Source organism: Arthrobacter sp. C2, from assembly GCA_024207135.1.
Classification (GTDB): Bacteria; Actinomycetota; Actinomycetes; order Actinomycetales; family Micrococcaceae; genus Paeniglutamicibacter.
Genome location: CP042428.1, coordinates 350,832 through 373,379, shown reverse-complemented (window position 1 = coordinate 373,379; position 22,548 = coordinate 350,832). Strand labels below are relative to the sequence as shown.

17 protein-coding genes, 1 tRNA gene and 1 pseudogene are annotated in these 22,548 nt (G+C 67.4%); 4 read left to right on the top strand and 15 right to left on the bottom strand.

The window, feature by feature from the left end:
- The first annotated feature begins 100 nt into the window (after window positions 1-100).
- Window positions 101-724, top strand: a complete 624-nt coding sequence (locus FPY90_RS01710; RefSeq protein WP_071213311.1) for an L-threonylcarbamoyladenylate synthase — start codon at window positions 101-103, stop codon at window positions 722-724.
- Window positions 725-741: 17 nt separating this feature from the next.
- On the opposite strand, the gene FPY90_RS01705 is transcribed toward FPY90_RS01710, so the two are convergent.
- The 3 genes from FPY90_RS01705 to FPY90_RS01695 form a co-directional block, all read right to left on the bottom strand.
- Window positions 742-1,170, bottom strand: a complete 429-nt coding sequence (locus FPY90_RS01705) for a VOC family protein (protein ID WP_498683462.1) — start codon at window positions 1,168-1,170, stop codon at window positions 742-744.
- 49 nt (window positions 1,171-1,219) lie between these two features.
- A complete protein-coding gene (locus FPY90_RS01700) occupies window positions 1,220-2,152 on the bottom strand; it encodes an aldose 1-epimerase family protein (RefSeq protein ID WP_498683461.1) in 933 nt (310 codons plus the stop codon).
- Window positions 2,153-2,329: 177 nt separating this feature from the next.
- Complete coding sequence (locus FPY90_RS01695) at window positions 2,330-2,950, bottom strand: ANTAR domain-containing response regulator (protein WP_071213314.1); 621 nt, start codon at window positions 2,948-2,950, stop codon at window positions 2,330-2,332.
- A gap of 158 nt (window positions 2,951-3,108) precedes the next feature.
- Here FPY90_RS01695 and FPY90_RS01690 point away from each other — a divergent pair.
- Together FPY90_RS01690 and FPY90_RS01685 are read left to right on the top strand one after the other, a co-directional pair.
- Window positions 3,109-3,189, top strand: a tRNA-Leu gene (locus FPY90_RS01690).
- Window positions 3,190-3,623: 434 nt separating this feature from the next.
- Window positions 3,624-4,550, top strand: a complete 927-nt coding sequence (locus FPY90_RS01685; protein ID WP_498685487.1) for a S1C family serine protease — start codon at window positions 3,624-3,626, stop codon at window positions 4,548-4,550.
- An 80-nt stretch (window positions 4,551-4,630) separates the two neighbouring features.
- Here FPY90_RS01685 and pyk read toward each other — a convergent pair whose 3' ends face one another.
- From pyk to hisI, 11 genes are all read right to left on the bottom strand, one after another.
- On the bottom strand, window positions 4,631-6,148 hold the full coding sequence (gene pyk / locus FPY90_RS01680; RefSeq protein WP_498683460.1) for a pyruvate kinase: 1,518 nt from the start codon (window positions 6,146-6,148) through the stop codon (window positions 4,631-4,633).
- 66 nt (window positions 6,149-6,214) lie between these two features.
- A complete protein-coding gene (locus tag FPY90_RS01675; protein WP_498683459.1) occupies window positions 6,215-7,672 on the bottom strand; it encodes a glutamate synthase subunit beta in 1,458 nt (485 codons plus the stop codon).
- Window positions 7,665-12,269 (bottom strand): glutamate synthase large subunit, encoded by a 4,605-nt coding sequence (gene gltB, locus FPY90_RS01670; protein ID WP_498683458.1) that lies wholly within the window; start codon window positions 12,267-12,269, stop codon window positions 7,665-7,667. Before gltB ends, FPY90_RS01675 begins: the two co-directional genes overlap by 8 nt.
- Window positions 12,270-12,747: 478 nt before the next feature.
- On the bottom strand, window positions 12,748-13,737 hold the full coding sequence (gene lgt, locus FPY90_RS01665) for a prolipoprotein diacylglyceryl transferase (protein ID WP_498683456.1): 990 nt from the start codon (window positions 13,735-13,737) through the stop codon (window positions 12,748-12,750).
- 11 nt (window positions 13,738-13,748) lie between these two features.
- Window positions 13,749-14,543 carry a tryptophan synthase subunit alpha gene (trpA, locus tag FPY90_RS01660; protein WP_498683454.1) on the bottom strand — a complete coding sequence of 265 codons (795 nt, stop codon included), beginning with the start codon at window positions 14,541-14,543 and terminating at the stop codon, window positions 13,749-13,751.
- Complete coding sequence (gene trpB, locus FPY90_RS01655; RefSeq protein WP_498685486.1) at window positions 14,540-15,820, bottom strand: tryptophan synthase subunit beta; 1,281 nt, start codon at window positions 15,818-15,820, stop codon at window positions 14,540-14,542. The genes trpA and trpB overlap by 4 nt, the downstream gene beginning before the upstream one ends.
- 63 nt (window positions 15,821-15,883) lie before the next feature.
- Window positions 15,884-16,714 (bottom strand): indole-3-glycerol phosphate synthase TrpC, encoded by an 831-nt coding sequence (trpC, locus tag FPY90_RS01650; protein WP_071213327.1) that lies wholly within the window; start codon window positions 16,712-16,714, stop codon window positions 15,884-15,886.
- A gap of 2 nt (window positions 16,715-16,716) precedes the next feature.
- Window positions 16,717-16,968, bottom strand: a complete 252-nt coding sequence (locus FPY90_RS01645) for an HGxxPAAW family protein (RefSeq protein ID WP_071213328.1) — start codon at window positions 16,966-16,968, stop codon at window positions 16,717-16,719.
- Between the two features lie 114 nt (window positions 16,969-17,082).
- Window positions 17,083-17,688: a Trp biosynthesis-associated membrane protein gene (locus tag FPY90_RS01640; RefSeq protein WP_071213329.1), complete on the bottom strand. Its 606-nt coding sequence runs from the start codon at window positions 17,686-17,688 to the stop codon at window positions 17,083-17,085.
- The gene (locus tag FPY90_RS01635; protein ID WP_498683453.1) at window positions 17,685-19,244 is read right to left on the bottom strand and encodes an anthranilate synthase component I; all 1,560 of its coding nucleotides are present in this window, start codon (window positions 19,242-19,244) and stop codon (window positions 17,685-17,687) included. Before FPY90_RS01635 ends, FPY90_RS01640 begins: the two co-directional genes overlap by 4 nt.
- A gap of 47 nt (window positions 19,245-19,291) precedes the next feature.
- Window positions 19,292-19,693 carry a phosphoribosyl-AMP cyclohydrolase gene (gene hisI, locus FPY90_RS01630; RefSeq protein WP_498683450.1) on the bottom strand — a complete coding sequence of 134 codons (402 nt, stop codon included), beginning with the start codon at window positions 19,691-19,693 and terminating at the stop codon, window positions 19,292-19,294.
- Window positions 19,694-19,836: 143 nt separating this feature from the next.
- On the opposite strand from hisI, the gene FPY90_RS01625 reads away from it, so the two are divergent.
- Window positions 19,837-20,469, top strand: coding sequence for a TIGR03085 family metal-binding protein (locus tag FPY90_RS01625; protein ID WP_071213332.1), 633 nt, complete (start codon window positions 19,837-19,839; stop codon window positions 20,467-20,469).
- Between the two features lie 351 nt (window positions 20,470-20,820).
- Here FPY90_RS01625 and FPY90_RS01620 read toward each other — a convergent pair.
- Window positions 20,821-22,494 (bottom strand): annotated as a pseudogene (locus FPY90_RS01620) (amidase); the annotation flags it as partial.
- Window positions 22,495-22,548 lie beyond the last annotated feature (54 nt).

Below are 22,548 nucleotides of genomic sequence, written 5' to 3'. Positions count from 1 at the left end.
CCGAAACCGGCCCGTGACCAGAGCACACCGACCCCGGGAGAACCTGTGGGAATCGTGTAAAGGGAGTGCGCGAACCGGCGCGGAGCCGTAAGCTCGTTCAATGGCTAGATTCTTTGATGTTCACCCCGAAAACCCACAGCCGCGCGCGATCGCCCAGGCCGTGGAACTGATACGCAATGGCGGGCTGATCGCCTACCCCACAGATTCCTGCTACGCCCTGGGCGCGCAGATCGGCAACCGCGAGGCGCTGGACCGGATCCGGTCCATCCGCCAGGTCGACGACAAGCACCACTTCACGCTCGTGTGCAAGGACTTCGCCCAGTTGGGCCAGTACGTGGAGGTCAACAACAAGGTCTTCCGCAACATCAAGGCGGTGACCCCGGGCAGCTACACCTTCATCCTGCCGGCAACCAAGGAAGTCCCGCGTCGGCTGATGCAGGCCAAGAAGAAGACCATCGGTGTGCGCATCCCCGACAATGCAGTGGTCCGTGCGCTGCTTGACGAGCTCGGGGAGCCCATCCTTTCCAGCACGCTGTTGCTTCCGGGCGAAGAGGATCCGATGACCCAGGGTTGGGAAATCAAGGAGGCGCTGGACAACGTGATCGAAGGCGTCATCGATTCCGGCGAATGCGGGACCGAGCCGACCACCGTCATCGACTACTCCAGCGGCGAGGCAGTGATCTCCCGGGTGGGGCTGGGCGATCCCTCGCGCTTCGAAGAGTAACGAGGGACCGGGCCGGCCTACTGCGTGTGGCCTTCGGCGTCGGTGAGGTTGCAGACCAGCTGCCAGAGATGGCCGTCCGGATCGGCGAAGGTGCCGACGTATTGCATCCGTCCGCTGACGTGCGGTATGCGGTGGGCCGTAAAGCCCTTGCCCTCCGAATCGGCCACCGCGGCGAGTATTTCGTCGACCTCGTACTCGGTGGCGATGGCGCAGCTGAGGAAGGCGTCGGTGGCGGGCACCGGAAGCAGCGGCGTGCGCTTGGCCTCGCGCGAATACTTGGTAAAGGCCTCGGTCTCGGCCAGGAAGATCGTCATTCCCGGCAGTTCCAGGCAGACCATGCCCATGGCGAGCGTGGCGTTTTCGACGCCCACCACGTCGCGGTAGAAGGCCAGGGAGCGCGCGGCATCCCTCACCGCCAAACTCAGGACCACACCTTGGGTTTTCATCGGGACGCAGCTTCCTTCCACGCGTTGTACGTTGCCGAGCTTCCATTGTTCATCGGGAACCGCCCGCGGCCACATGCCTGATCCCCCACGAGGATTCCCAGATCTCGCCCGGCGCCAGCCACCGCAGTCCCATTCCGTTGTTGAAGGCGTTCGCCGCCGCGGTCATCGGTTCCAGGGCCACCGCGTGCACCGGACCTTCCGGGCCCTTGAAGGTTTGCGTGGTGTAGGCCTGGATGAACCCGTAGTTCCGATCCATGTGCAATTCCACACGGGTTCCATCCGGTGCCTCCAGGTAGTGCCGTGAACCGCCGTCGGCCACGCGCGTGAGATCCGTCCACGCATTGTCGAGGGAGACGTTGCCCAATTTCTTGCCGTGCCGGTAGTCCAGGTTCGTGCCGTCCACCGGCAACGGCCGCCCGACGGGAATCATCGCCTCGTCGACTTCCAAGTGCTGCGCGGCGTCTATGACCAGTGTCAGCTCGCCCACCGGGGTGTCACCGACCCGCAGGTAGGGATGGGCTCCCACGGCCACCGGGGCCTTGGACGTGCCGAGGTTCTCCAGCCTGTGGGTGACCTGCAACCCGTCCGCCACCAATTCATAGTGCACGGACGTGGCCAGTTCGAAGGGATACCCGGGCGCGGGCGAAATCTCCGCCGCCAAGGCCACGCTGTGGTTTGTGCGGTTTGCCTGCCGATAGCTGCTGTGCCGCAGCAGGCCGTGGCTGGCGTTGTTGCGCTCCGGTTCGGTGATCACCAGATGTTCCTCGATGCCGTCGTGGCTCCAGGTTCCTCCGGCAATGCGGTTGGGCCAGGGCACCAGGACGACGCCGGCCGCGGAGGGCGCGGCCATGTCTTGCGGGTAGTCCTGGACAAGTTCCACCCCGTCGACCACCAGCCTGCGCAATGCGGCACCGATCTGGGTCACCACCGCGTGCTGTGTGCGGCCGTCGATGGTTCCGGAGAGTTCGAATTGCTCACCCATCGGTGAACCCGGGTGTGGCACGGTGGCTCTTTCCTCGAGGTTGATTGCCCTGCATCGCCTGTCCCAAGAATCCTATCGAGCCAACGCGCCCGTGGCAGCAGGAAAAATGCAAACGGGGCCGAGGAATTCCCGTGTCGGGGATTCTGCGGCCCCGTCGAGGGCGTTCCTGGTGCTTGGCTACTTGACCTGGTCGATGACGGTCTCGGCGACTTCGCGCATGGACAGGCGGCGGTCCATGGACGTTTTCTGGATCCAGCGGAACGCCTCGGGTTCGGTCAGGCCCATCTTGGTGGTCAGCAGGCTCTTGGCGCGCTCGACGAGCTTGCGCGTGGCGAACTGCTCGGTGAGGTCGCCGACCTCTTTCTCCAGCGCGCGGATTTCTTCGTAGCGGGAGATGGCGATCTCGATGGCCGGCACCAGGTCCGCGGGAGTGAATGGCTTGACGACGTACGCCATGGCTCCGGCCTCGCGGGCGCGTTCCACCAATTCCTTCTGGCTGAAGGCGGTCAGCAGGACCACGGGGGCGATGCGCTCCTTGACGATGGTCTCGGCCGCCGTGATGCCGTCCATGACCGGCATCTTGACGTCCATCAGTACCAGGTCTGGCTTGTGCTCGCGAGCCAGCTCGATGGCCTTTTCCCCGTTGTCCGCCTCGGCAACCACGTCGTAGCCCTCGCCGCGCAGGATCTCGACGATGTCGAGGCGGATCAGGGTTTCATCCTCGGCAACAATCACGCGGCGGGGTGCGCCGGTGCCGGGCTCGGGATCAATTCGTGTTACTTCGGGCAGATCGCTCATGGGTGCTCCTTCATTCCCGGGGTGACCGGGGCTGTCATCGACTCTCGGTTTTACGGTTAAGCCTATCTGCATGTACAGTGGATAACCGCAAGGACGCGAGGATTTCTGCGCAAAGCAATCATCAGTTACGCTTATTCTCGCTGCTTCAAAATGTGCCCGCCCGAGTGGCGGAATGGTAGACGCGCTGCACTCAAAATGCAGTATCGAAAGGTGTGTGGGTTCGAGTCCCACCTCGGGCACAACCGGCCCCGATCCCCTGTTTCACAAGGGATCGGGGCCTTTGTCATTTCCGGAAAACAATTCCCCGGCGTCAATGCCGACCACCACTTTGACATCCATTTGTGTGCTTCTTCTTTCCATTGGGCACCCCACCTCATTTCTTGGGCCACATTGATTGAAGGGTATGGCGGGACCGCTGGATCCGGCGCTCGGAGACGACCAGCAAAATGGGCATTGCGGGATACCTGGAAATTCATGCTGTCCTGCTTCGCCGTTCTCCCATGGCGTATCCATGGCGGGACTACGGTGGGCACCGCTTTCGTTGTATAGGCATGTGGCGCTGCCGGTGCGTGGGCAGGAAGCGTCGCCAATATCCGACCATTGGCACCCCTGGAGGCGTGCGGTGAATGAGCCTTTCGATATTTCCGAATCCGGGCTTGGGTCTGAAGACGTGATGGACGCCTATTCCCGGACCGTCATCGGCGTTGCCGAAGAGGTTGGGCCGCATGTTGCGGCCGTCGAGATGATGCGTACCGGCCGCGGTGGCCCGGTGCGCCTTGGCGCGGGTTCCGCCGTGGTCTTCACCGACGAAGGCTTCATGCTGACCAATGCCCACGTGGCTGCCGGGGCCACTGCCGGACGGGCGACCTTTGCCGACGGCACGGCAACGGACCTGGAGATCAGAGGAGCGGACGCCCTGTCCGATCTGGCCGTGATCCGCGGCCTATCCCACATGCAGGCACCGGCCCGACTCGGCGACGCCGAGGGACTGCGGGTGGGCCAACTGGTGATCGCCGTGGGCAACCCGCTGGGCCTGGCCGGTTCGGTGACCGCGGGGGTGGTCAGCGGGCTGGGGCGATCCATCCCCACCGCACTTGGCCGGGCCCGGCGGGTGATCGAGGACGTCATCCAAACCGATGCCGCGCTGAACCCGGGCAATTCGGGCGGGGCGCTGGCCGATGCCCGCGGCCGGGTCGTCGGCATCAACACGGCCGTGGCGGGCGCGGGCTTGGGCCTGGCCGTTCCGATCAACGCGACCACCCGGCGGATCATCGCCGCGCTGATGGCCGACGGGCGTGTCCGGCGCGCCTATCTGGGCCTGGTCAGTGCCCCGTTTGCGCTCAACGAGACGCTGGCGTTGCGCATGGGCCAGCGGCAGGGACTGCGCGTTGCCGATGTCATCGCCGGGTCCCCGGCGGAGAAGTCCGGGTTGAAACCCGGAGACCTGGTGCTGACCGTCGGGAGGCGCCCGGTGTCCAGCGCCGAAAGCGTGCAAAAGCAGTTGTTCACCGAAGCCATCGGTGTGCCGCTGCCCGTGACGGTGCTCCGGAACGGTGCGATGGTGGATGTCATCGCCGTGCCGGTGGAGCTGACTGACTGAAAACGAAAGGGCCGGACCCCCACCGCGGTCCCCCAAGGGAATCGTGGTGGAAGTCCGGCCCCTGCCGCACCTCGAACCGGCTAGATGGTGTGGCTGTTTTCGCCCTCGCCCTTGTCCGAGTCCCACGGACCGACCTTCTCGCGAGCGGGCATCGGCTTGCCGTCGCCGAGCTGGCCGGCGTCAGCAAGGTCGCCGACCTTGTGGACGCGCAACGAGTTGGTGGACCCGGCCTGTCCGGGAGGCGACCCGGCGGCGATGCAGACAATGTCGTTGATCTCGGCCAGGCCTTCCTGCAGGAGGGCGCGGTCGACCTGTGCGGTCATCTTGTCGGTGTGGTCGGCGTACTCGACCAGGCGCGGCTGGATGCCCCACATCAGGGTCATGATGTTGTAGGTCTGCGGCAGCGGGGTGAAGGCCAGGACCGGGCGAACCGGGCGCAGCCGGGACAGGCGTCGGGCCGAATCGCCGGACTGGGTGAAGGCCACGATGTACTTGGCATCCAACTGGTCGGCGATTTCCACGGCGGCACGGGTGATGGCGCCGCCACGGGTCTTGGGCTTGGAGCCCAGGCGCGGGATGCGGTCCAGTCCATGCTTTTCCGTGGAGGAAATGATCCGTGCCATGGTCTCGACGGTCTCGATGGGGTATTCGCCCACCGAGGTCTCCCCCGAGAGCATGACCGCGTCGGCACCGTCGAGGACGGCATTGGCGCAGTCCGAGGCCTCGGCGCGGGTCGGCGTCGGGGATTCGATCATCGACTCGAGCACCTGGGTCGCCACGATGACCGGCTTGGCCCAGCGGCGGGCCAGCTCGATGGCGCGCTTCTGCACCAGCGGGACTTCCTCGAGCGGAAGCTCCACGCCGAGGTCGCCACGGGCCACCATGATGGCGTCGAAGGCGTCGATGATTTCTTCCAGCGCGTCAACCGCCTGCGGCTTTTCGATCTTGGCGATGACCGGAAGGCGCCGGCCTTCCTCGTCCATGATCTCGTGCACGCGCCCGATGTCGGCGGCGTTGCGCACGAAGGACAGGGCGACCATGTCGACGCCGGCCCGGATGGCCCAGCGCAGGTCCTCCTCGTCCTTTTCGCTCAGGGCGGGAACGTTCACGGCCACGCCGGGAAGGTTGATGCCCTTGTTGTTGGACACCTCCCCGCCCACGACGACCTCGGTGACGACCTTCTCGTCATCCACGGCCGTTGCGCGCAGGGCGACCTTGCCGTCGTTGATCAAGAGGATGTCGCCCACGTTGACATCGGTGGGCAGGCCCTTGAACGTCGTGGAGCAGAACGAGCCGTCCCCCAGCACGTCGGCAATCACGATGGTGAAGGTGTCCCCGACCTTGAGCATGTGCTTGGCGTCGTCCACGAAGCGGCCCAGGCGGATCTTCGGTCCCTGCAGGTCGGCAAAGATGCCCACCGGGCGGCCGAGCTCCTCGGCCGCCGCACGGACGTTGCCGAGGTTCTCGGCGTGCATCGAGTGGTCGCCGTGGCTCATGTTCAGCCGGGCGACGTCGACACCCGCCTTGAGCACTGCCAATGTCTTGTCGTAGGTACCGATCGCCGGGCCCCAGGTGGCCACGATTTTTGCGCGTCTCATACGGTTAGCCTATCTGCCTTTCCATTTCTCAGGTCGGGAAAACACCGCATCAGAGGTGCATCCGTTTCACAACATGCTGATGGCCCGATCCGTCGGAGAGACGGGGGCCGGAAGGCGGGTTTCGCCCATCAGGTATTTGTCCACGGCCGCGGCACAGGATCGTCCCTCGGCTATGGCCCACACGATCAGGGATTGTCCGCGTCCGGCATCGCCTGCCGCGAACACCCCCGGGGTGTTGGTCATGTAGTAACCATCGCGGGCGACGCTGCCCCGGTCATCAAACTCGGTGTTGGCCTGTTCCAGGAAGCCGGCCTGCTCGGGTCCGGTGAACCCCAGGGCCAGGAAGACCAGATCCGCGGGAATGACCCGCTCGGTGCCCGGCTTCGGAAGGCGCTGACCGTCTATGAATTCGGTCTCTGCCAGAGTAACACCCATCACCCTGCCGTGCTCGCCTGTGAAGTTGACCGTGGCGGCCAAATACATCCGCTCGCCGCCTTCCTCGTGTGCCGACTGGACCTCGAAGATGATCGGTGCCATGGGCCAGGGCTGGTGCGCCGGACGCTCGGCCGGCGGCTGGGCGCCGATGGCCAGGGTGGTCACGGAGGCCGCTCCCTGGCGGGTCGCGGTGCCCAGGCAGTCGGCCCCGGTGTCGCCGCCGCCGAGGATGACCACGTGCTTGCCGGCGGCATCGATCCGCAGGCCTTCACGCTCTCCGGCCACCACCTGGTTCGAATCCACCAGGTAGTCCATGGCGAAGTGCACGCCCTCGAGGTCGCGTCCGGGGACCGGCAAATCGCGCGGCACGGTGGCGCCCGTGGCCACGATCACCGCGTCGTAGAGCCTGTTCAAGGCGTCGAATTCGATGTCGGTGCCCACCGAGACCCCGGTGCGGAACACGGTTCCCTCGGCCTCCATCTGGGCCAGCCGGGTCTCCAGCACGTCCTTGCCCATCTTGAAGTCGGGGATGCCGTAGCGCAGCAGCCCGCCGACCTTCTCGTCGCGCTCGTACACCGCCACGGTGTGCCCGGCACGGGTCAGCTGCTGGGCTGCGGCCAGGCCCGCGGGGCCCGAGCCGATCACGGCGATGCGCTTGTCGGTGTGGCGCACGGCCAGCACCGGCTCGAGCCCGCCGGAGGCAATCAGGGTGTCGGCGATCTCGACCTCGACCTGCTTGATTGTTACGGCCGGCTGGTTGATGCCCAGCACGCAGGAGGACTCGCAGGGGGCCGGGCACAGCCGCCCGGTGAACTCCGGGAAGTTGTTGGTCGCGTGCAGGCGCTCGGCGGCCTCGGCCATCCGTCCCTCGTGGACCAGTGCGTTCCACTCCGGGATGAGGTTGCCCAGCGGGCAGCCGTTGTGGCAGAAGGGCACGCCGCAGTCCATGCAGCGCCCGGCCTGCTTTTTCAGCACGCCGGCGTCCTGCCTGGATGTTACCTCTCGGTAGTCCATGATGCGCACCGAAACGGGGCGCTTGGGCACGGTGACGCGTTCGCGCACCTCCAGGAATCCACGTGGATTAGCCACGGGTCACCTCCAAAATCCTGTTCCAGACGGTTGCTGAATCGGGGTCGAATCCTTCATGGACGGCAGTGTTTCGTGCCTGGGACACCGCGGCGTAGTCCCGCGGGAGCACCTTGGTGATGCGGGCCGCGGCCACCGGCCAGTCGGCCAGCAGGCTGGCGGCCAGCGCGGAGCCGGTGTGGGCCACGTGCTTGGTGAGCAGTTCCTTGATGAGCACGCAGTCCGCCTCGTCGGGGCCGGAGAGCAACAGGTCCTCGTTGGCCACGGCCAGCGGGTTCAGCGCCGCGGTGTCCAGGTCCAGCACGTAGGCCGTGCCCCCGGACATGCCGGCGGCGAAGTTGCGTCCGGTCGGACCGAGCACCAGCGCGGTTCCGCCGGTCATGTATTCGCAGCCGTGGTCGCCGATGCCCTCGACCACCGCGGTGGCCCCGGAGTTGCGCACGGCGAAGCGTTCGCCCACCAGCCCGGCGATGAACAGCTCGCCGCTGGTGGCGCCGTAGCCGATGACGTTTCCGGCAATGACCTGCTCGGCCGGGTTGAAGCCGGAGCGTTCATCGGCGCGCACGGAAATCCGTCCGCCGGACAGCCCCTTGCCGACGTAGTCGTTGGCGTCCCCGACCAGGTCCAGCGCAATGCCGGCGGGCAGGAACGCGCCGAGGGACTGGCCCGCGTGCCCGCGCAGGGTGACCGCGATGGTCCCCTCCGCCAGTTCGTCGGTGCCGAAGGTGCGGGTGACGTGGTGGCCGAGCATGGTGCCCACCGAGCGGTCGGTGTTCTTGATTGGGAGGTCAAGAACGACCATTTCGCGGCGTTCCAAGGCCGGAGCGGAGGCTGCAATGAGCTGGTTGTCGAAGTGCGCCTGAAGCCCGTGGTCCTGGGACCCGGTGCGCGAACGTGCCGCCCCGGGCTTGGAGCCGGCGGTGTTGAAGATCTTTTCCAGGTGCAGCCCGGCGGTCTTCCAGTGGCCCACCGCGGCGCGGGTGTCGAGCATCTCCGCCTGGCCGATGGCCTCCTCGAGGGTCGCGAAGCCGAGTTCCGCGAGGATCTCGCGGACCTCCTGGGCGAGGAACTCGAAGAAGTTCACCACGTGGTCCACCTGGCCGGTGAAGCGGGCGCGCAGCTCCGGGTTCTGCGTGGCCACGCCGACCGGGCAGGTGTCCAGGTGGCAGACGCGCATCATGATGCAGCCGGCGACCACCAGCGGGGCGGTGGCGAAGCCGAATTCCTCGGCGCCCAGCAGCGCGGCGATGACCACGTCGCGGCCGGTCTTCAGCTGCCCGTCGACCTGCACGGTGACGCGTTCGCGCAGCCCGTTGAGCATCAGCGTCTGCTGGGTCTCGGCCAGGCCGAGCTCCCAGGGCACGCCGGCATGCTTCAGCGAGTTCAGCGGGGAGGCTCCGGTGCCGCCGTCGTGCCCGGAAACCAGCACCACGTCGGCCTTGGCCTTGGTGACGCCGGCCGCGACGGTGCCGATGCCGACCTCGGAGACCAGCTTCACGTGGACGCGGGCACCCGGGTTGGAGCACTTCGCGTCGTGGATCAGCTGGGCCAGGTCCTCGATCGAGTAGATGTCGTGGTGCGGCGGCGGGGAAATCAATCCCACACCGGGGGTGGAGTGGCGGGTGCGGGCCACCCACGGGTAGACCTTGTTGGCCATCAGCTGGCCGCCCTCGCCGGGCTTGGCACCCTGGGCCATCTTGATCTGCAGGTCATCGGCGTGCGTGAGGTACATGCTGGTGACCCCGAAACGGCCCGAGGCGATCTGCTTGACCGCGGAGCGGCGCTCCGGATCCAGCAGGCGGTCCACGTCTTCGCCGCCTTCGCCGGTGTTGGACTTGCCGCCCAGCCGGTTCATGGCGCGGGCCAGGGTCTCGTGCGCCTCGGCGGAGATCGAGCCGTAGCTCATGGCCCCGGTCGCGAAGCGCTTCACGATTTCCGACACCGGCTCCACCTTCTCGATGTCGATGGGCGCGCGTTCGCCGGTCTTGAAGTCCAGCAGCCCGCGCAGCGTCATCAGTCCCTTGGCCTGGTCGTCGACGCCCCGGGTGTAGGCCTTGAAGATGTCGTAGCGGCGTTCGCGGGTGGCGTGCTGCAGCCTAAAGACGGTCTCCGGGTTGAACAGGTGCGGCGGGCCCTCGCGGCGCCACTGGTATTCGCCGCCGGTCTCCAGCACGCGGTGCGCATCGGGGTTCAGGTCCGCCGGGTAGGCGGCGGCATGGCGCATCGCGGTTTCGGTGGCGATGATGTCCAGGCCCACTCCCCCGAGCTGCGAGGAGGTGCCGGTGAAGTACTGGTCGACCACGCGCTGGGACAGGCCCAGGGCCTCGAAGGTCTGGGCGCCGCAGTAGGAGGCCACGGTGGAGATGCCCATCTTGGACATGATCTTCAGCAGGCCCTTGCCCAGCGCCTTGATCAGGTTGGTCTGCGCCTTGGCCGGGGTCACGGAGCCGAGCTCGCCCTGGGTGGCCATTTCCTCCACGGATTCCAGCGCCAGGTAGGGGTTGATCGCCGAGGCGCCGTAGCCCACGAGCACCGCCACGTGGTGCACCTCGCGCACGTCCCCGGCCTCGATGACCAGGGAGGTCTTGGTGCGGTTGGCGCTCTTGAGCAGGTGGTGGTGCACCGCGGAGGTGAGCAGCAGCGACGGGATCGGCGCCCATTGGGCGTTGGAGTCCCTGTCCGAGAGCACGATGAACTTCACGCCGCGGTTGATGGCGGCGGAGACCTTCTCGCAGATTTCCTGCAGGCGGGCGCGCAGCTCCGATTCCCCGCCCTCGGGGCGGTAGAGCCCGCGGACCTTCAGGGCGACCTTGGCGCCTGATTCGTCGCGGATGTTGGCGATCTTGGCCAGGTCGTCGTTGGTGATCACCGGGTAGTCGAGGGACACCTGCCGGGCGTCGACCTTGCCGGTGGCCAGCAGGTTCCCGTCCGGGCCGATGCTGGTGCCCAGGGAGGTGACAAGTTCCTCGCGGATGGAATCCAGCGGCGGGTTGGTGACCTGGGCGAAGGACTGGGTGAAGTAGTCGAAGAGCAGGCGGGAGCGGTCCGAGAGCACCGCGACGGGGGTGTCGGTGCCCATGGCTCCCAGCGGCTCGGCGCCGGCGGTGGCCATCGGGGCCAGCAGGATCCGCAGTTCCTCGGTGGTGTAGCCGAAGGTGCGCTGGCGGATCTGCACGGAGGCGGAGTTGTGCTTGACGTGCTCCAGGTCCGGCAGCTCGGTGAGGCTGATCTTGTTCTCGTTGAGCCACTGGGCCCACGGTGCGGAGGCGGCGACCTGCGACTTGATCTCGGCATCGTCGATGATGCGTCCGGCCTCGGTGTCGATGAGGAACATCTTGCCCGGGGCGACGCGGCCCTTGGCGGAGATCTGCTCTGGGGCCAGGTCGATGACGCCGACCTCGGAGGCCAGCACGACCAGTCCGTCGGTGGTGATCCAGTAGCGGGCCGGGCGCAGCCCGTTGCGGTCCAGCACCGCGCCGACCTGCTTGCCGTCGGTGAAGGAGACCGCGGCCGGGCCGTCCCAGGGCTCCATGAGCATGGAGTTGTATTCGTAGAAGGCGCGGCGGTCCGCATCCATGGTGGCGTGGTTTTCCCAGGCCTCGGGGATCATCATCATGATGGCCTGGGCCACGGGGCGGCCGGAGAGCACCAGCAGCTCGGCAACCTCGTCGAAAGAGGCCGAATCGGAAGCACCGGGGCTGCAGATCGGGAAGAGTTCCTCGGGGACCTCGCCCAGCAGCGGGGAGGCCAGCTGGGACTGGCGGGCGCGCATCCAGTTGCGGTTGCCCTTGACGGTGTTGATCTCGCCGTTGTGGGCAATGGTGCGGAAGGGCTGGGCCAGCGGCCAGGAGGGGAAGGTGTTGGTGGAGAAACGCGAGTGCACGATGCCCAGGCGCGAGGCGAAGCGGGCGTCGGACAGGTCCGGGTAGAACTCGGTGAGCTGCTCGGTGGAGAGCATGCCCTTGTAGACCATGGTCGCGGAGGAGAGCGAGGGGAAATACACCCCGAACTTGTTTTGGGCGCGCTTGCGGATGCGGAAGACGCGGGCGTCGAGGTCGGCCTCGTGGTCTTCGGCGGCACCCAGGAAGAGCTGGGAGAAGTGCGGCATGCAGCCCAGGGCGGTGGCGCCGATGGCCTGCGTGTTCACCGGGACGTCGCGCCAGCCCAGGACCGTCAGGCCTTCTTCGGCGGCGAGTTCCTCAAGGGCGGTGACGGCGGCGTTGCGCTGCGCGGCCTCCTGCGGGAGGAAGGCGGTGCCGGCGGCGTAGCGGCCGGGGGCGGGAAGGGCGAAGTCGGTGACCGCGCGGAAGAATGCGTCGGGGATCTGGGTGAGGATGCCGGCTCCGTCGCCGGTGCCGGCGTCGGCGCCCACGGCACCGCGGTGTTCGAGGCGGCGCAGCGCCTCGAGGGCCTGTTCCACGATCTGGTGGCTGGCCTCCTTGTTCAGCGTGGCAATGACCGCCAGGCCGCACGCGTCTTTTTCGTTTGCCGGATCGTAGAGTCCCTGTGCTGCCGGGACGTCGGCAAACCTGGTGTAGGGCGAGGAAATCTCCTCGCCCTGATGCGGTGAGGCATTGAGTTGGACTCCGGTCATGCTCATGAGTTGTCCCTTTCTCGGTGTGTGGGCGGCGGGTCTGGTTCTTCGGACGACGGTGGCCGAGGGAGTTTTTGGGTTCGCGAATCGGTGCCCCGCTGGGGGCTTGGTGTGGGGTGTCGGTGTGGCACCAATGCTGCGGGCGCGGCAACCGTGTGTTCCAGCCGGTGGGCGGGCCGCGGGTCGTGCGTTTCCACGTCATTGTGGTTGCCGGCAGCCTCGGGTGCGGATGGAGGGGTGCTCCGCGCCCGGCCGTGCTGCCACAGTGAAAAAAGAGTAGCACCGGCATGTTTCGGATTTATACGCGCTTTTGTTTCCAACAGTTTTCGTGCCCACTACGAACCCGTTGCTGACTTGGAACTTTTGGGTTTCCTGAAAGTTTCGTCGTAACGCGAAAAGACCCCCTTCACATTTCCCCACCTGGTGAGGCGTGAATGAAAGGGGGTCTTGCCGGTAATCCCGCGCGTGCCGGGGCGGATGGGGCCTAGGAGGCTGGTCCGTCGGCGGGCGGCTTCTGCTCGTCCGCCGGCTTCGAGCCATCCTTCGTGGGCTCTTCCGCTTCCGTGGTCCCGGCGGCGACTTCGGCCTTGGGTTCGCGGCCCTTGAGGTAGACCCCGGGATCCGGCAGCGGGCGCAGGCGGATGAGCACGAAGGCCAACCCGATGGCGCCCATGATGATCATGACGATGGCCAGCCACATGTGCACGCGCAGCCCGATGCCCAGGATGGTGATGGTGTCCGCGGCGTCGATGCGCATGGTTTCCATGATGGTCCGGCCGATGCCGTACCACAGGATGTAGGTCCAGAACAGGGAAGCCCGGCGCAGCTTGAACTTCCGGTCAAGGGCCAGCAGCAGGAATACCCCGGCCACGTTCCACAAGAACTCGTAGAGGAAGGTGGGCTGGAACAGGGTTCCGGCCGGCAGGCCCGGGGGGAAGTTGTAGCTGTTCGGGTCGATTTCCAGGCCCCACGGCAGCGTGGTGGGTTTGCCGAAGAGTTCCTGGTTGAACCAGTTGCCCCAGCGGCCGAAGGCCTGGGCCAGCAGCACGCCCGGGACCGCGGCGTCCAGGAACGCCGAGAGGCGCACCCCGGCACGCCGGCAGGCGATCCAGGCACCCAAGGAGCCCAGCGAGATGGCACCCATGATGCCCAGTCCGCCGGCCCAGATCTGCGGGATCTCGGAAAGGTGCGCCGATTGGCCCTGGAGGCCGAAGTAGTACTCGGGGTCGGTGACCAGCACGTGGTAGAGGCGTCCGCCGACGATGCCGAAGGGGATCGCCCAGATGCAGATGTCCCAGACCACGTCCTCCGGCCCGCCCTTGGCCCGCCAGCGCCTCGAGGCGATCCACATGGCGGCAATGATGCCGATCATGATGCAGATCGCGTAGGCGTGGATGGTCAGCGGGCCGATGGAGAATTTCGAGAACTCGGACGGCGGGCTCGGGATCGAGGCCAGGATATTGGCTCCAGCCACGGCCAGCGGCATCATGCGTTCACTGCCCGCCCGCTGAGTTCCGCGGTCAGCTTGGCCACCGCGTCCACTCCCCCGTCGCGCAGGGCCGCGACCAGGGCGGTGCCCACGATGACGCCGTCGGAGTAGGCGCCGATTTCTTCCACGTGCTTGCGCGCCGAGACGCCCAGGCCGACGCAGGCGTTTTCGGCTCCGGCGGCGTGGGCCGCGGCGACCACGGCGGCAGCTGCGTCGGAGACCTCGGCGCGGGCGCCGGTGACGCCCATGACCGAGACGCAGTAGACGAAGCCGCGGCTGGCGTCCACGGTGGCCTTCATGCGTGCCTCGGTGGAGGACGGGGCGACCAGGAAGACGCGGTCAAGGCCGTACTTGTCGGAGGCTTCCATCCATTCGGCGGCCTCGTCGGGAACCAGGTCCGGGGTGATCAACCCGGCGCCGCCGGCCTCGGCCAGGCGGCGGGAGAACTCGTCCACGCCCATGCGCAGCACCGGGTTCCAGTAGGTCATGATCATGACCGTTGCGGAACAACGCTCGGTGATGCCCTTGACGATGTCGAACACCTGGGCGACCTTGAAGCCCTGGGCCAGCGACTGGACCGTGGCGGCCTGGATGACCGAGCCGTCCATCACGGGGTCCGAGTACGGGATGCCGACCTCGATGATGTCGGCGCCGTTCTCGGCCATCGCCACGGCCGCGTCAATGGTGCCCTGCACGTCGGGGAAGCCGGCGGGCAGGTAGCAGATCAGCGCCGGGCGGCCTTCGGCGCGGGCCGCGGCGATCGCCGCGGCACTCTTGGATACGGGGCTCACTTGGCGTCCTTTTCGGTGTCGATGAGGTTGAACCATTCCGCTGCGGTTCCAACGTCCTTGTCGCCGCGACCCGAAAGGTTGGCGATGATGATGGTTTCTTTCGGCACCGCACCGGCGGCGATCTTCCGCTCGGCGATCTTCAGCACGCCGGCCAGGGCGTGCGAGGACTCGATGGCCGGGATGATGCCCTCGGTGCGGCAGAGCAGCGAGAAGGCGTCCATGGCCTCGGTGTCGGTGATCGGCTCGTAGTGCACCCGTCCGATGTCGGCCAGGTAGGCATGCTCCGGGCCGACGCCCGGGTAGTCCAGGCCGGCGGAGATCGAGTGCGACTCGATGGTCTGGCCGTCGTCGTCCTGCATCAGGTAGCTCTTGGCCCCGTGCAGCACACCGGGCCTGCCCAGTGTGATGGTCGCGGCGTGGCGGGGGGTGTCGATGCCGTCTCCCCCGGCCTCGAAGCCGTAGAGCTCGACATCGGCGTCGTCGAGGAAGCCGTGGAAGATGCCGATGGCGTTGGAGCCACCGCCGATGCAGGCGGCCACGGCGTCCGGCAGGCGTCCGGCCTGGGCGATGATCTGCTCGCGGGCCTCCTCGCCGATGACTTCGTGGAAGTAGCGCACCATGGCCGGGAACGGGTGTCCGCCGGCGGCGGTGCCCAGCAGGTAGTGGGTGGTTCCGACGTTGGCGACCCAGTCGCGCAGCGCCTCGTTGATGGCGTCCTTCAGCGTCTGGGAGCCGGCGGTCACCGGGATGACGGTGGCGCCGAGCAACTGCATGCGTGCGACGTTCAGGGCCTGCCGGCGCGTGTCTTCCGCGCCCATGTAGACCACGCATTCCAGGCCCATGAGGGCCGCCGCGGTGGCCGAGGCGACGCCGTGCTGGCCCGCCCCGGTCTCGGCGATGATGCGGGTCTTGCCCATGCGCTTGGCCAGCAGCGCCTGGCCCAGGACGTTGTTGATCTTGTGGCTGCCGGTGTGGTTGAGGTCCTCGCGCTTGAGGAAGACGCGCACTCCTCCGGCGGCTTCGGAGAAGCGCTTGGCTTCGGTGAGCAGCGAGGGGCGGCCCGAGTAGTTCTTGTTCAGGTCCTTGACCTGGGCGATGAACTCCGGGTCGGCCTTGGCCGCCTCGAAGGTCTCGTTGAGCTCGTCCATGGCGGCGATCAGGGATTCGGGCATCCAGCGTCCGCCGTAGTCGCCGAAGTACGGACCCGCGGCGTGGCGCAGGGAATGGGAAGGCGCGGAGGCGGGCTTGCTTCCACCCTGGTCTGGGTCACCGGTCATCGGGTTCATCTGGCGCATCCTTTTCTTGCTCAGGAATTCTTCGAGGGGTTTTGGGGGTGTTGCTTAGCGGGCGCGGGCCGGCTTGGCGGCGGTTCCGGCCTCGATGAAGCGCTGGACGGCGGCACGCGGGTCGTTGTCCTTGACCAGGGCCTCGCCCACCAGGATCGCGTCGGCACCGTGGGAAGCGTAGTGCTCGACATCCGCGACGTCGCGGACCCCGGATTCGGCCACGATGACGACGTCGGAGGGGATGTTCTGGGCCAGGCGGGCGAAGTTGCCGCGGTCCACCTCAAGGGTCTTGAGGTTGCGCACGTTCACGCCGATGATCTTGGACCCGAGCTTCACGGCGCGGGCGATCTCTTCCTCGGTGTGCGTTTCGACCAGGGCATTCATGCCCAGGGCGTGGGTCAGGTCGAGGAATTCGCGCAGCTGCGCGTCGTCCAGGGCCGCGACGATCAGCAGCACCAGGTCGGCACCGTGGGCGCGGGCCTCGTGGATCTGGTAGGCGTCGACGGTGAAGTCCTTGCGCAGCAGCGGGATGTCCACCGCGGCGCGCACCGCGTCGAAGTCGGCCAGCGAACCGCCGAAGCGGCGTTCCTCGGTCAGCACGGAGATCACCGAGGCGCCCCCGGCGGTGTAGGCACGGGCCAGGTCCGCGGGACTGCCGATGTCGGCCAGCTCCCCCTTGGAGGGGGATTTGCGCTTGACCTCGGAGATCACGCGCATCGAGGCGTCGCGTGCTCCGGGGTCGGTGTTGCCGCCCAGCGCGGCGTAGGCGTCACGTGCCGGGGCCGCCAAAGTGGCGTCGGTCTCGATTTGCGCCTGGCTCCGGATGGACCGACGGGCGTCCAGATCGATCCGGACGCCCGCGATGATTTCAGTTAGTACGCTCACGGCTAGTGCGAGTCACCGGATTTGGAACCGTTGACTCCGTAGCCGGCCTTCTTCATGATCCAGCCGACGACCAGGCCGAGCAGGACGACGCCGGAGCAGATGTACACCACGAGGTGGTTGTGCGCTGCGAAGGCGATGCCGCCGGCGACGAAGCCGACCATCATGATGCCGACGGCCGCCCAAGCGGCCTTCGAGTTGCCGTGGCCGATTTCTTCTGCGTGCATTGGATCGATCTGGGTGTTGGCGTTAGCCATGGTGGGAGACTCCTTCTCACCTCGTGCCAATCGGGAGTGACCCCGATACATTTCTTGATTCCATTCTGCCATTCTTTAAGGCGATGGCATGCCATGTTGCGCAGTGTGTGCGCATCAGCCGGTGGGATCATCCCCCCGGGAGAGCGAGTCCCAGCCGGAGATCTCATCGATCTGCCCCGTCGGCTCGGCCGCCGTGGTCCCGGGCGCAGTTGCCGCGGCGTCGCGGGCGTACTTGCGCGACCCGGCCCAGTTCCGGCCGGTGATGCCCAGCAGCAACGCGCTGGCCACGAGGATCGCGCCGGCCAGCACCGCGAACCAGGGCCAGGGGGTCAGGTCGTAGTCGCCGCCGGAGGTGTTCAACCCGGTGGCTTCCCCGACCTTGGTGGCGGCGGCAAACACGGGATCGGAAAGCACCGAGATGCCGGCGCCGGCGATGCCGCCGCCGGCCAGCAGCAGGATCGCGGCGATGATGTAGCGGGCGATCTTCCCGGCAATCATCGCGGCCAGCGAGCCGGCCAGGGCCACCACGGCCAGCGCGGCCACGGCGGTGGCGGCATCGGATCCCGCGATCTGGATCAGCGGGATCTTCACGGAGCCGACCTCGGGCTGGACGTTGATCCAGGTCCGGGTGCTGGTGGCCAGCGCCAGCACCGCGCCGAGCAGCCCCAGCAGCATCACGGAGCGCTTGGTGCTGCGGCGGGGTTTCGTTGTGGTGCTCATGTGTTGGTGCCGTCCACTTGTGCCGGCGCCATGGTCCCGGCGGCCCAGACGGCGCGCAGGGGTGCGGCGGACTTGTTGATGGTTTCCAGCGCCTCGGCGTCCAGGTCGGAGTCGGCGACAATGCCGCCGCCGGCCTGCACGTAGGCGCGGTTGCCCTTGATAAGCGCGGAGCGGATGGCGATGGCCATGTCCATGTCGCCGGCGAAGTCCAGGTAGCCGACCACGCCGCCGTAGATGCCGCGGCGGTAGGGCTCGAATTCGTCGAGCAGCTGCAGGGCACGCGGCTTAGGGGCCCCGGAGAGCGTGCCGGCCGGGAAGGTCGCGGCCAGCACGTCGTAGCCGTCGTGGCCCTCGGCCAGCTTCCCGACCACGTTGGAGACCAGGTGCATGATGTGGCTGAAGCGCTCGACCTCCATGAACTGGGTGACCTCGACCGAGCCCGGGACGCAGACCTTGGACAGGTCGTTGCGCGAGAGGTCGACCAGCATCAGGTGCTCGGCGCGTTCCTTCTCGTCGGCCAGCAGGTTCTTCTCATGCAGCTGGTCGTCCTCGTAGTTGGCCCCGCGCGGGCGCGAGCCGGCGATCGGGTGGGTGACCACGTGGTCGCCGTTGACGGTGACCAGCGCCTCGGGCGAGGAACCGACGATCGAGTAGTCCTTGCCGTGCGCGTCCTGCAAGCTGTACAGGTACATGTAGGGGCTGGGGTTGGTGCCGCGCAGGATCCGGTAGACATCCAGCGGGTCCGCGTGCGTTTCGAGCTCGAAGCGCCGCGAAACCACGATCTGGAAGACCTCGCCCTCGACTATCGCCTCCTTGCCGCGCAGCACTGCCTGGCGGTAGGAGTCCTCGTCCCAGGAGTGGGTCACCGCGTTCATGAGTTCGTCGGCCGGCACATCGGTGCCCGAGAGCACCGAGACCGGGTTCTCGGCGGCCTCGCCGAGCACCTCAAGCATGTCCCGGACGCGGGAGACGGCGTGGTCGTAGGCTCCGTCGACGCCCTCGGTGGTGCCGTTGAAGTTGATGGCGTTGGCGATCAGCGTCAGCGTGCCGTCGGTGTTGTCGTGCACGGCCATGTCGCCGACCAGGTTCATGGCGATTTCCGGCAGGTGCAGGTCGTCGGCCGGGGGGTTGGGCAGCTTCTCCCAGTGCCTCACCGCTTCCCAGCCGATGAAGCCGACCATGCCGCTGGTCAGCGGCGGCAGGTCGGGCAGGGGTTCGGTGCGCAGCGCGCGGACGGTGTCGCGCAGGACCTCGACCGGGTTGCCCTCGGTCGGCATGCCCGCCGGCGGGGTGCCCAGCCAGTGGGCCTTGCCGTCGACGGTGGTCAGGGTGGCGGGCGAGTTCACGCCGATGAAGGAATAGCGGGACCACACTCCCCCGGCCGCCGCGGATTCCAGCAGGAACGTTCCGGGCCGTCCGTTGGCCAGCCGGCGGTAGACCGAAATGGGTGTCAGCGCATCGGCCAGCACCCTCATGGTCACGGGGATGACGCGGCGTTCCGCGGCGAGCGCGCGGAATTGCTCGCGGGTGGGGGTCAGGGCGCCGAGAGCTTGCATGAGCGAAGAATGGTCCTTGCGTGTACGGAAGTGGAGCGGGGGGAAGATCAGGAAACGCGGCGGCCCACGACGGCGGGCAGTTCGCGGCCGTCGAAGCACGTGCGCGTCCCGGTGTGGCAGGCGGCGCCGATCTGGTCGACGACCACCAGCAGGGCGTCGCCGTCGCAGTCAAGGGCCACGGAGCGGACCAGCTGGGAGTGCCCGGAGGTGTCGCCCTTGCGCCAGTATTCCTGGCGCGAGCGGGACCAGAAGGTCACCCGCCCGGTGGTCAGGGTGCGGCGCAGTGCCTCCTCGTCCATCCATCCGAGCATCAGCACCTCACCGGTGCCGTGCTGCTGGATGACGGCGGCCACCAATCCGGCGTCGTCCTTCTTCAGGGCGTCGGAAATCTGCGCGGACAATTTCCCGTCAACGGAGGCGGGGGCGGCGAAGGCTGGGTTCTGCGACATCCACACCAGTCTAGTGCCACGGGCGGCAAAACGCGGGCCACCCCACGTCGGCGCGACCCCCGGTGACGAATTGGCCACAGATGCCGCGACCCGGGCGCGACACAGGGGCTCCAAGTGCCTCCGAACGTGTTAGTTTCGAAGTGATGCATTTCGTACCAGCCTCGCGTGAAGTATTGGCCGAAGTCCTGCTGGCGGCAGGGCCAACGGCCCCCACCCTGTGCGCAGGATGGGAGACCCGGCACCTGGCCGCGCACCTGGTGCTGCGGGAGCAGTCGCTGCTGGCCGCGGGCCTGGTGCTGAAGCCGTTGGCGCACCGCATGGAGGCCGAACTTTCGCGCCGCGCCGATCGCGCCCTGGACCGCAACGCCTATGCCTCGATCGTGGATGAATTCAAGGCCGGCGCCCCGAGGATCTCCCCGCTGTCGGTGCCCCGCATGGACCATGCCGCGAACCTCTCCGAGTTCTTCATCCACACCGAGGACGTCCGCCGTGCGGGCGACCGCTGGGTTCCGCGTGCGCTCGATGCCAGGTACGAAGACCTGCTGTGGGAGGACCTGGTGCGCCGGGCCGCGCACTACTACCGCGGCGTCGATGTCGGGATCATCCTGGTGCTGCCCGACGGCCGGCGCCACGTGGCGCGCAAGTCCAGCACCTCGGTGGCCATCACCGGGCGCGCGGGCGAGCTGTTGCTGCACGCCTCCGGACGCCGCGAAGAGGCCCTGGTGACGTTCGAGGGCGCCCAGGAAGCCATCGCCCTGCTTTCCGTATCGCTCTAGCAGGACACCACGCCGCGGGTCCTAGATCTCCGTGTAGGCCCCTGCAGCAAGCCCGACACCTGCCACCACATGGATGGCCGCCAGGATGCGCCCGGCCGGGTTCGACCCGATGGCAGCCGGTTCCGCCGGCGCAGGCAGGACCGCCGTGGCCCTCCATGTTGTTCCTTCACGCAGGACCGATGCCGGTTCGCCATTGACAGTCAGCCGGAGCGCGGCGCACTGCGGGGCTTGGACGCTGCCCTCAAGTAGCACGTGCCGGGCGCCCTCGTTGTGGATTGCGGGGTCCACCCCTGCCGTGATGGATATTTCCGGCGTTTCGATCCCTGTGCCTGCCGGGGTCTCTGACCAGCTCCGGTCCCCGGGCAGCTCGGGAGCAAGCGCCGGGGCCGTGCGCAGCGTGCCGGCATGCTCAAAGGCCCACCCCCATCCGAGGATCGCGTTGTCCGCATAGGCCGGACCGGCAAACGTGAGCCCCACCGGCATGCCGATGTCGTCCATCGTTCCCATGGCCACGGTGATGGACGGGATGCCGAAGTGGCGCATCGCGTAGTTTCCGTTGGAGAAAAAGATCCCGTTTTCCCACGCCTTGTCGGCAGCTTCCTTGTCGATGTCCGCGGTGGCGGCGCCGACATCGGCGTTGGCGGGGAAGAGCACCCCGTCGAGGTGGTGCTCGGCGAGCCAGTCTTCGAAAAGTTCCTTGCGCAGCGCCTCAAGGGCCTTGAGCCCCCGGGCGAATCCGGGCAGGTCGGCCAGTTCGGGCAGGCCGTTGGCCGCCAGCTGCACAACGTCGCGGTACCGGTTCGCATAGTCCTCGACCTCGTCGTAGCGGTCGGGCAACGACCCCGCGGGTGCGGGGAAGATCCTGGAGTGGTCGACGTCGGCCAGGCGGTTCAGTGCCGGGCCGTTGTTTTCGCGCAGGAACGTGTCCCAGCCGTGGGAAAGGAGCTCGTTGAATTCGATATCCATCCATCCCTCGGGCAGCACGCCGAGTGCGCCGAGCTGCTCTCCGCCGGGGGTGTCGCCCTCGTATCTTTCGATGACGGGGAAGTCGACCTCGACAACCGTGGCCCCGAGGTCCTCGAGCCGCTTGCGGGCAGCCTCCCAGAGCGCCAGCACGCTGGGGCGCAGTCGGATCGGGAACTTGGGGTCCTGCCCCAGGTACATCCGCGGCACCCCGAAGCGCTTGTCCTTCAGGGCTTCGGCATCGGCCAGCGTTGCGTAGCTTCCGGGGCGCACCGACGAGGCGGCAGGCAGTTCGACGGCCTCTTGGTCGCGCCAGAAATCCCCCGTGGTCTGGGGGTCGTCGGCGACGATCACGTCCAGCAGCCGGAACATGTCATCCATGGAACGGGTGTGCGGGACCACGACGTCGCGGGTCGGGAACAGCGGCCAGTTGCCGCGGATCGAGATGACCCCGCGCGAGGGCGTGTAGGCGCACAGCCCGTTGTTGGATGCGGGACTGCGGCCCGATGACACCGTCTCCTCCCCCATGCCGAAGACCCCCATGCTGGCAGCGGTGGCGACCGCCGAGCCGTTGGACGAGCCCGACGCGTAGGCAGCGGCGAGGTAGTTGGTGTTGTAGGGGCTTTCGGCGCGTCCGTAGAGACCGCGCTGCATCCCGCCGTCGGCCATGGGCGGCATGTTGGTCTTGCCCAGCAGCACTCCCCCGGCCTCGCGGATGCGGGCCACGGTGAATGCGTCGTGCTGGGCCACGAGGCCCTTGAAGGCCGGCGAGCCGGAGGCCACGGTGAGCCCGGCGACCATGTAGCTGTCCTTGACGGTGAAGGGCACTCCTTCCAGCGCCCCGGCCTTCCCTGCGCGCCGCCGCGCATCCGAGGCCGCGGCCTGGGCAAAGACTTCGGGGTTCAGCACTGCCACTGCGTTGAGCCTCACCGTGGACCTGTCGAAGCGCCCGATGCGGGCCAGGTGGGCGGCGACCAGCTCGACGGCGCTCATCTGGCCGGCTTCGAGGGCGTGCAAGGTCTCCTCGATGGACGCTTCGTGGATGGTGAACTGTCGTTTCATGAGGGTAACTAATGCTTTCTGGATTTGCCTGTTCGCCCCCCTTGGGGGCGAACA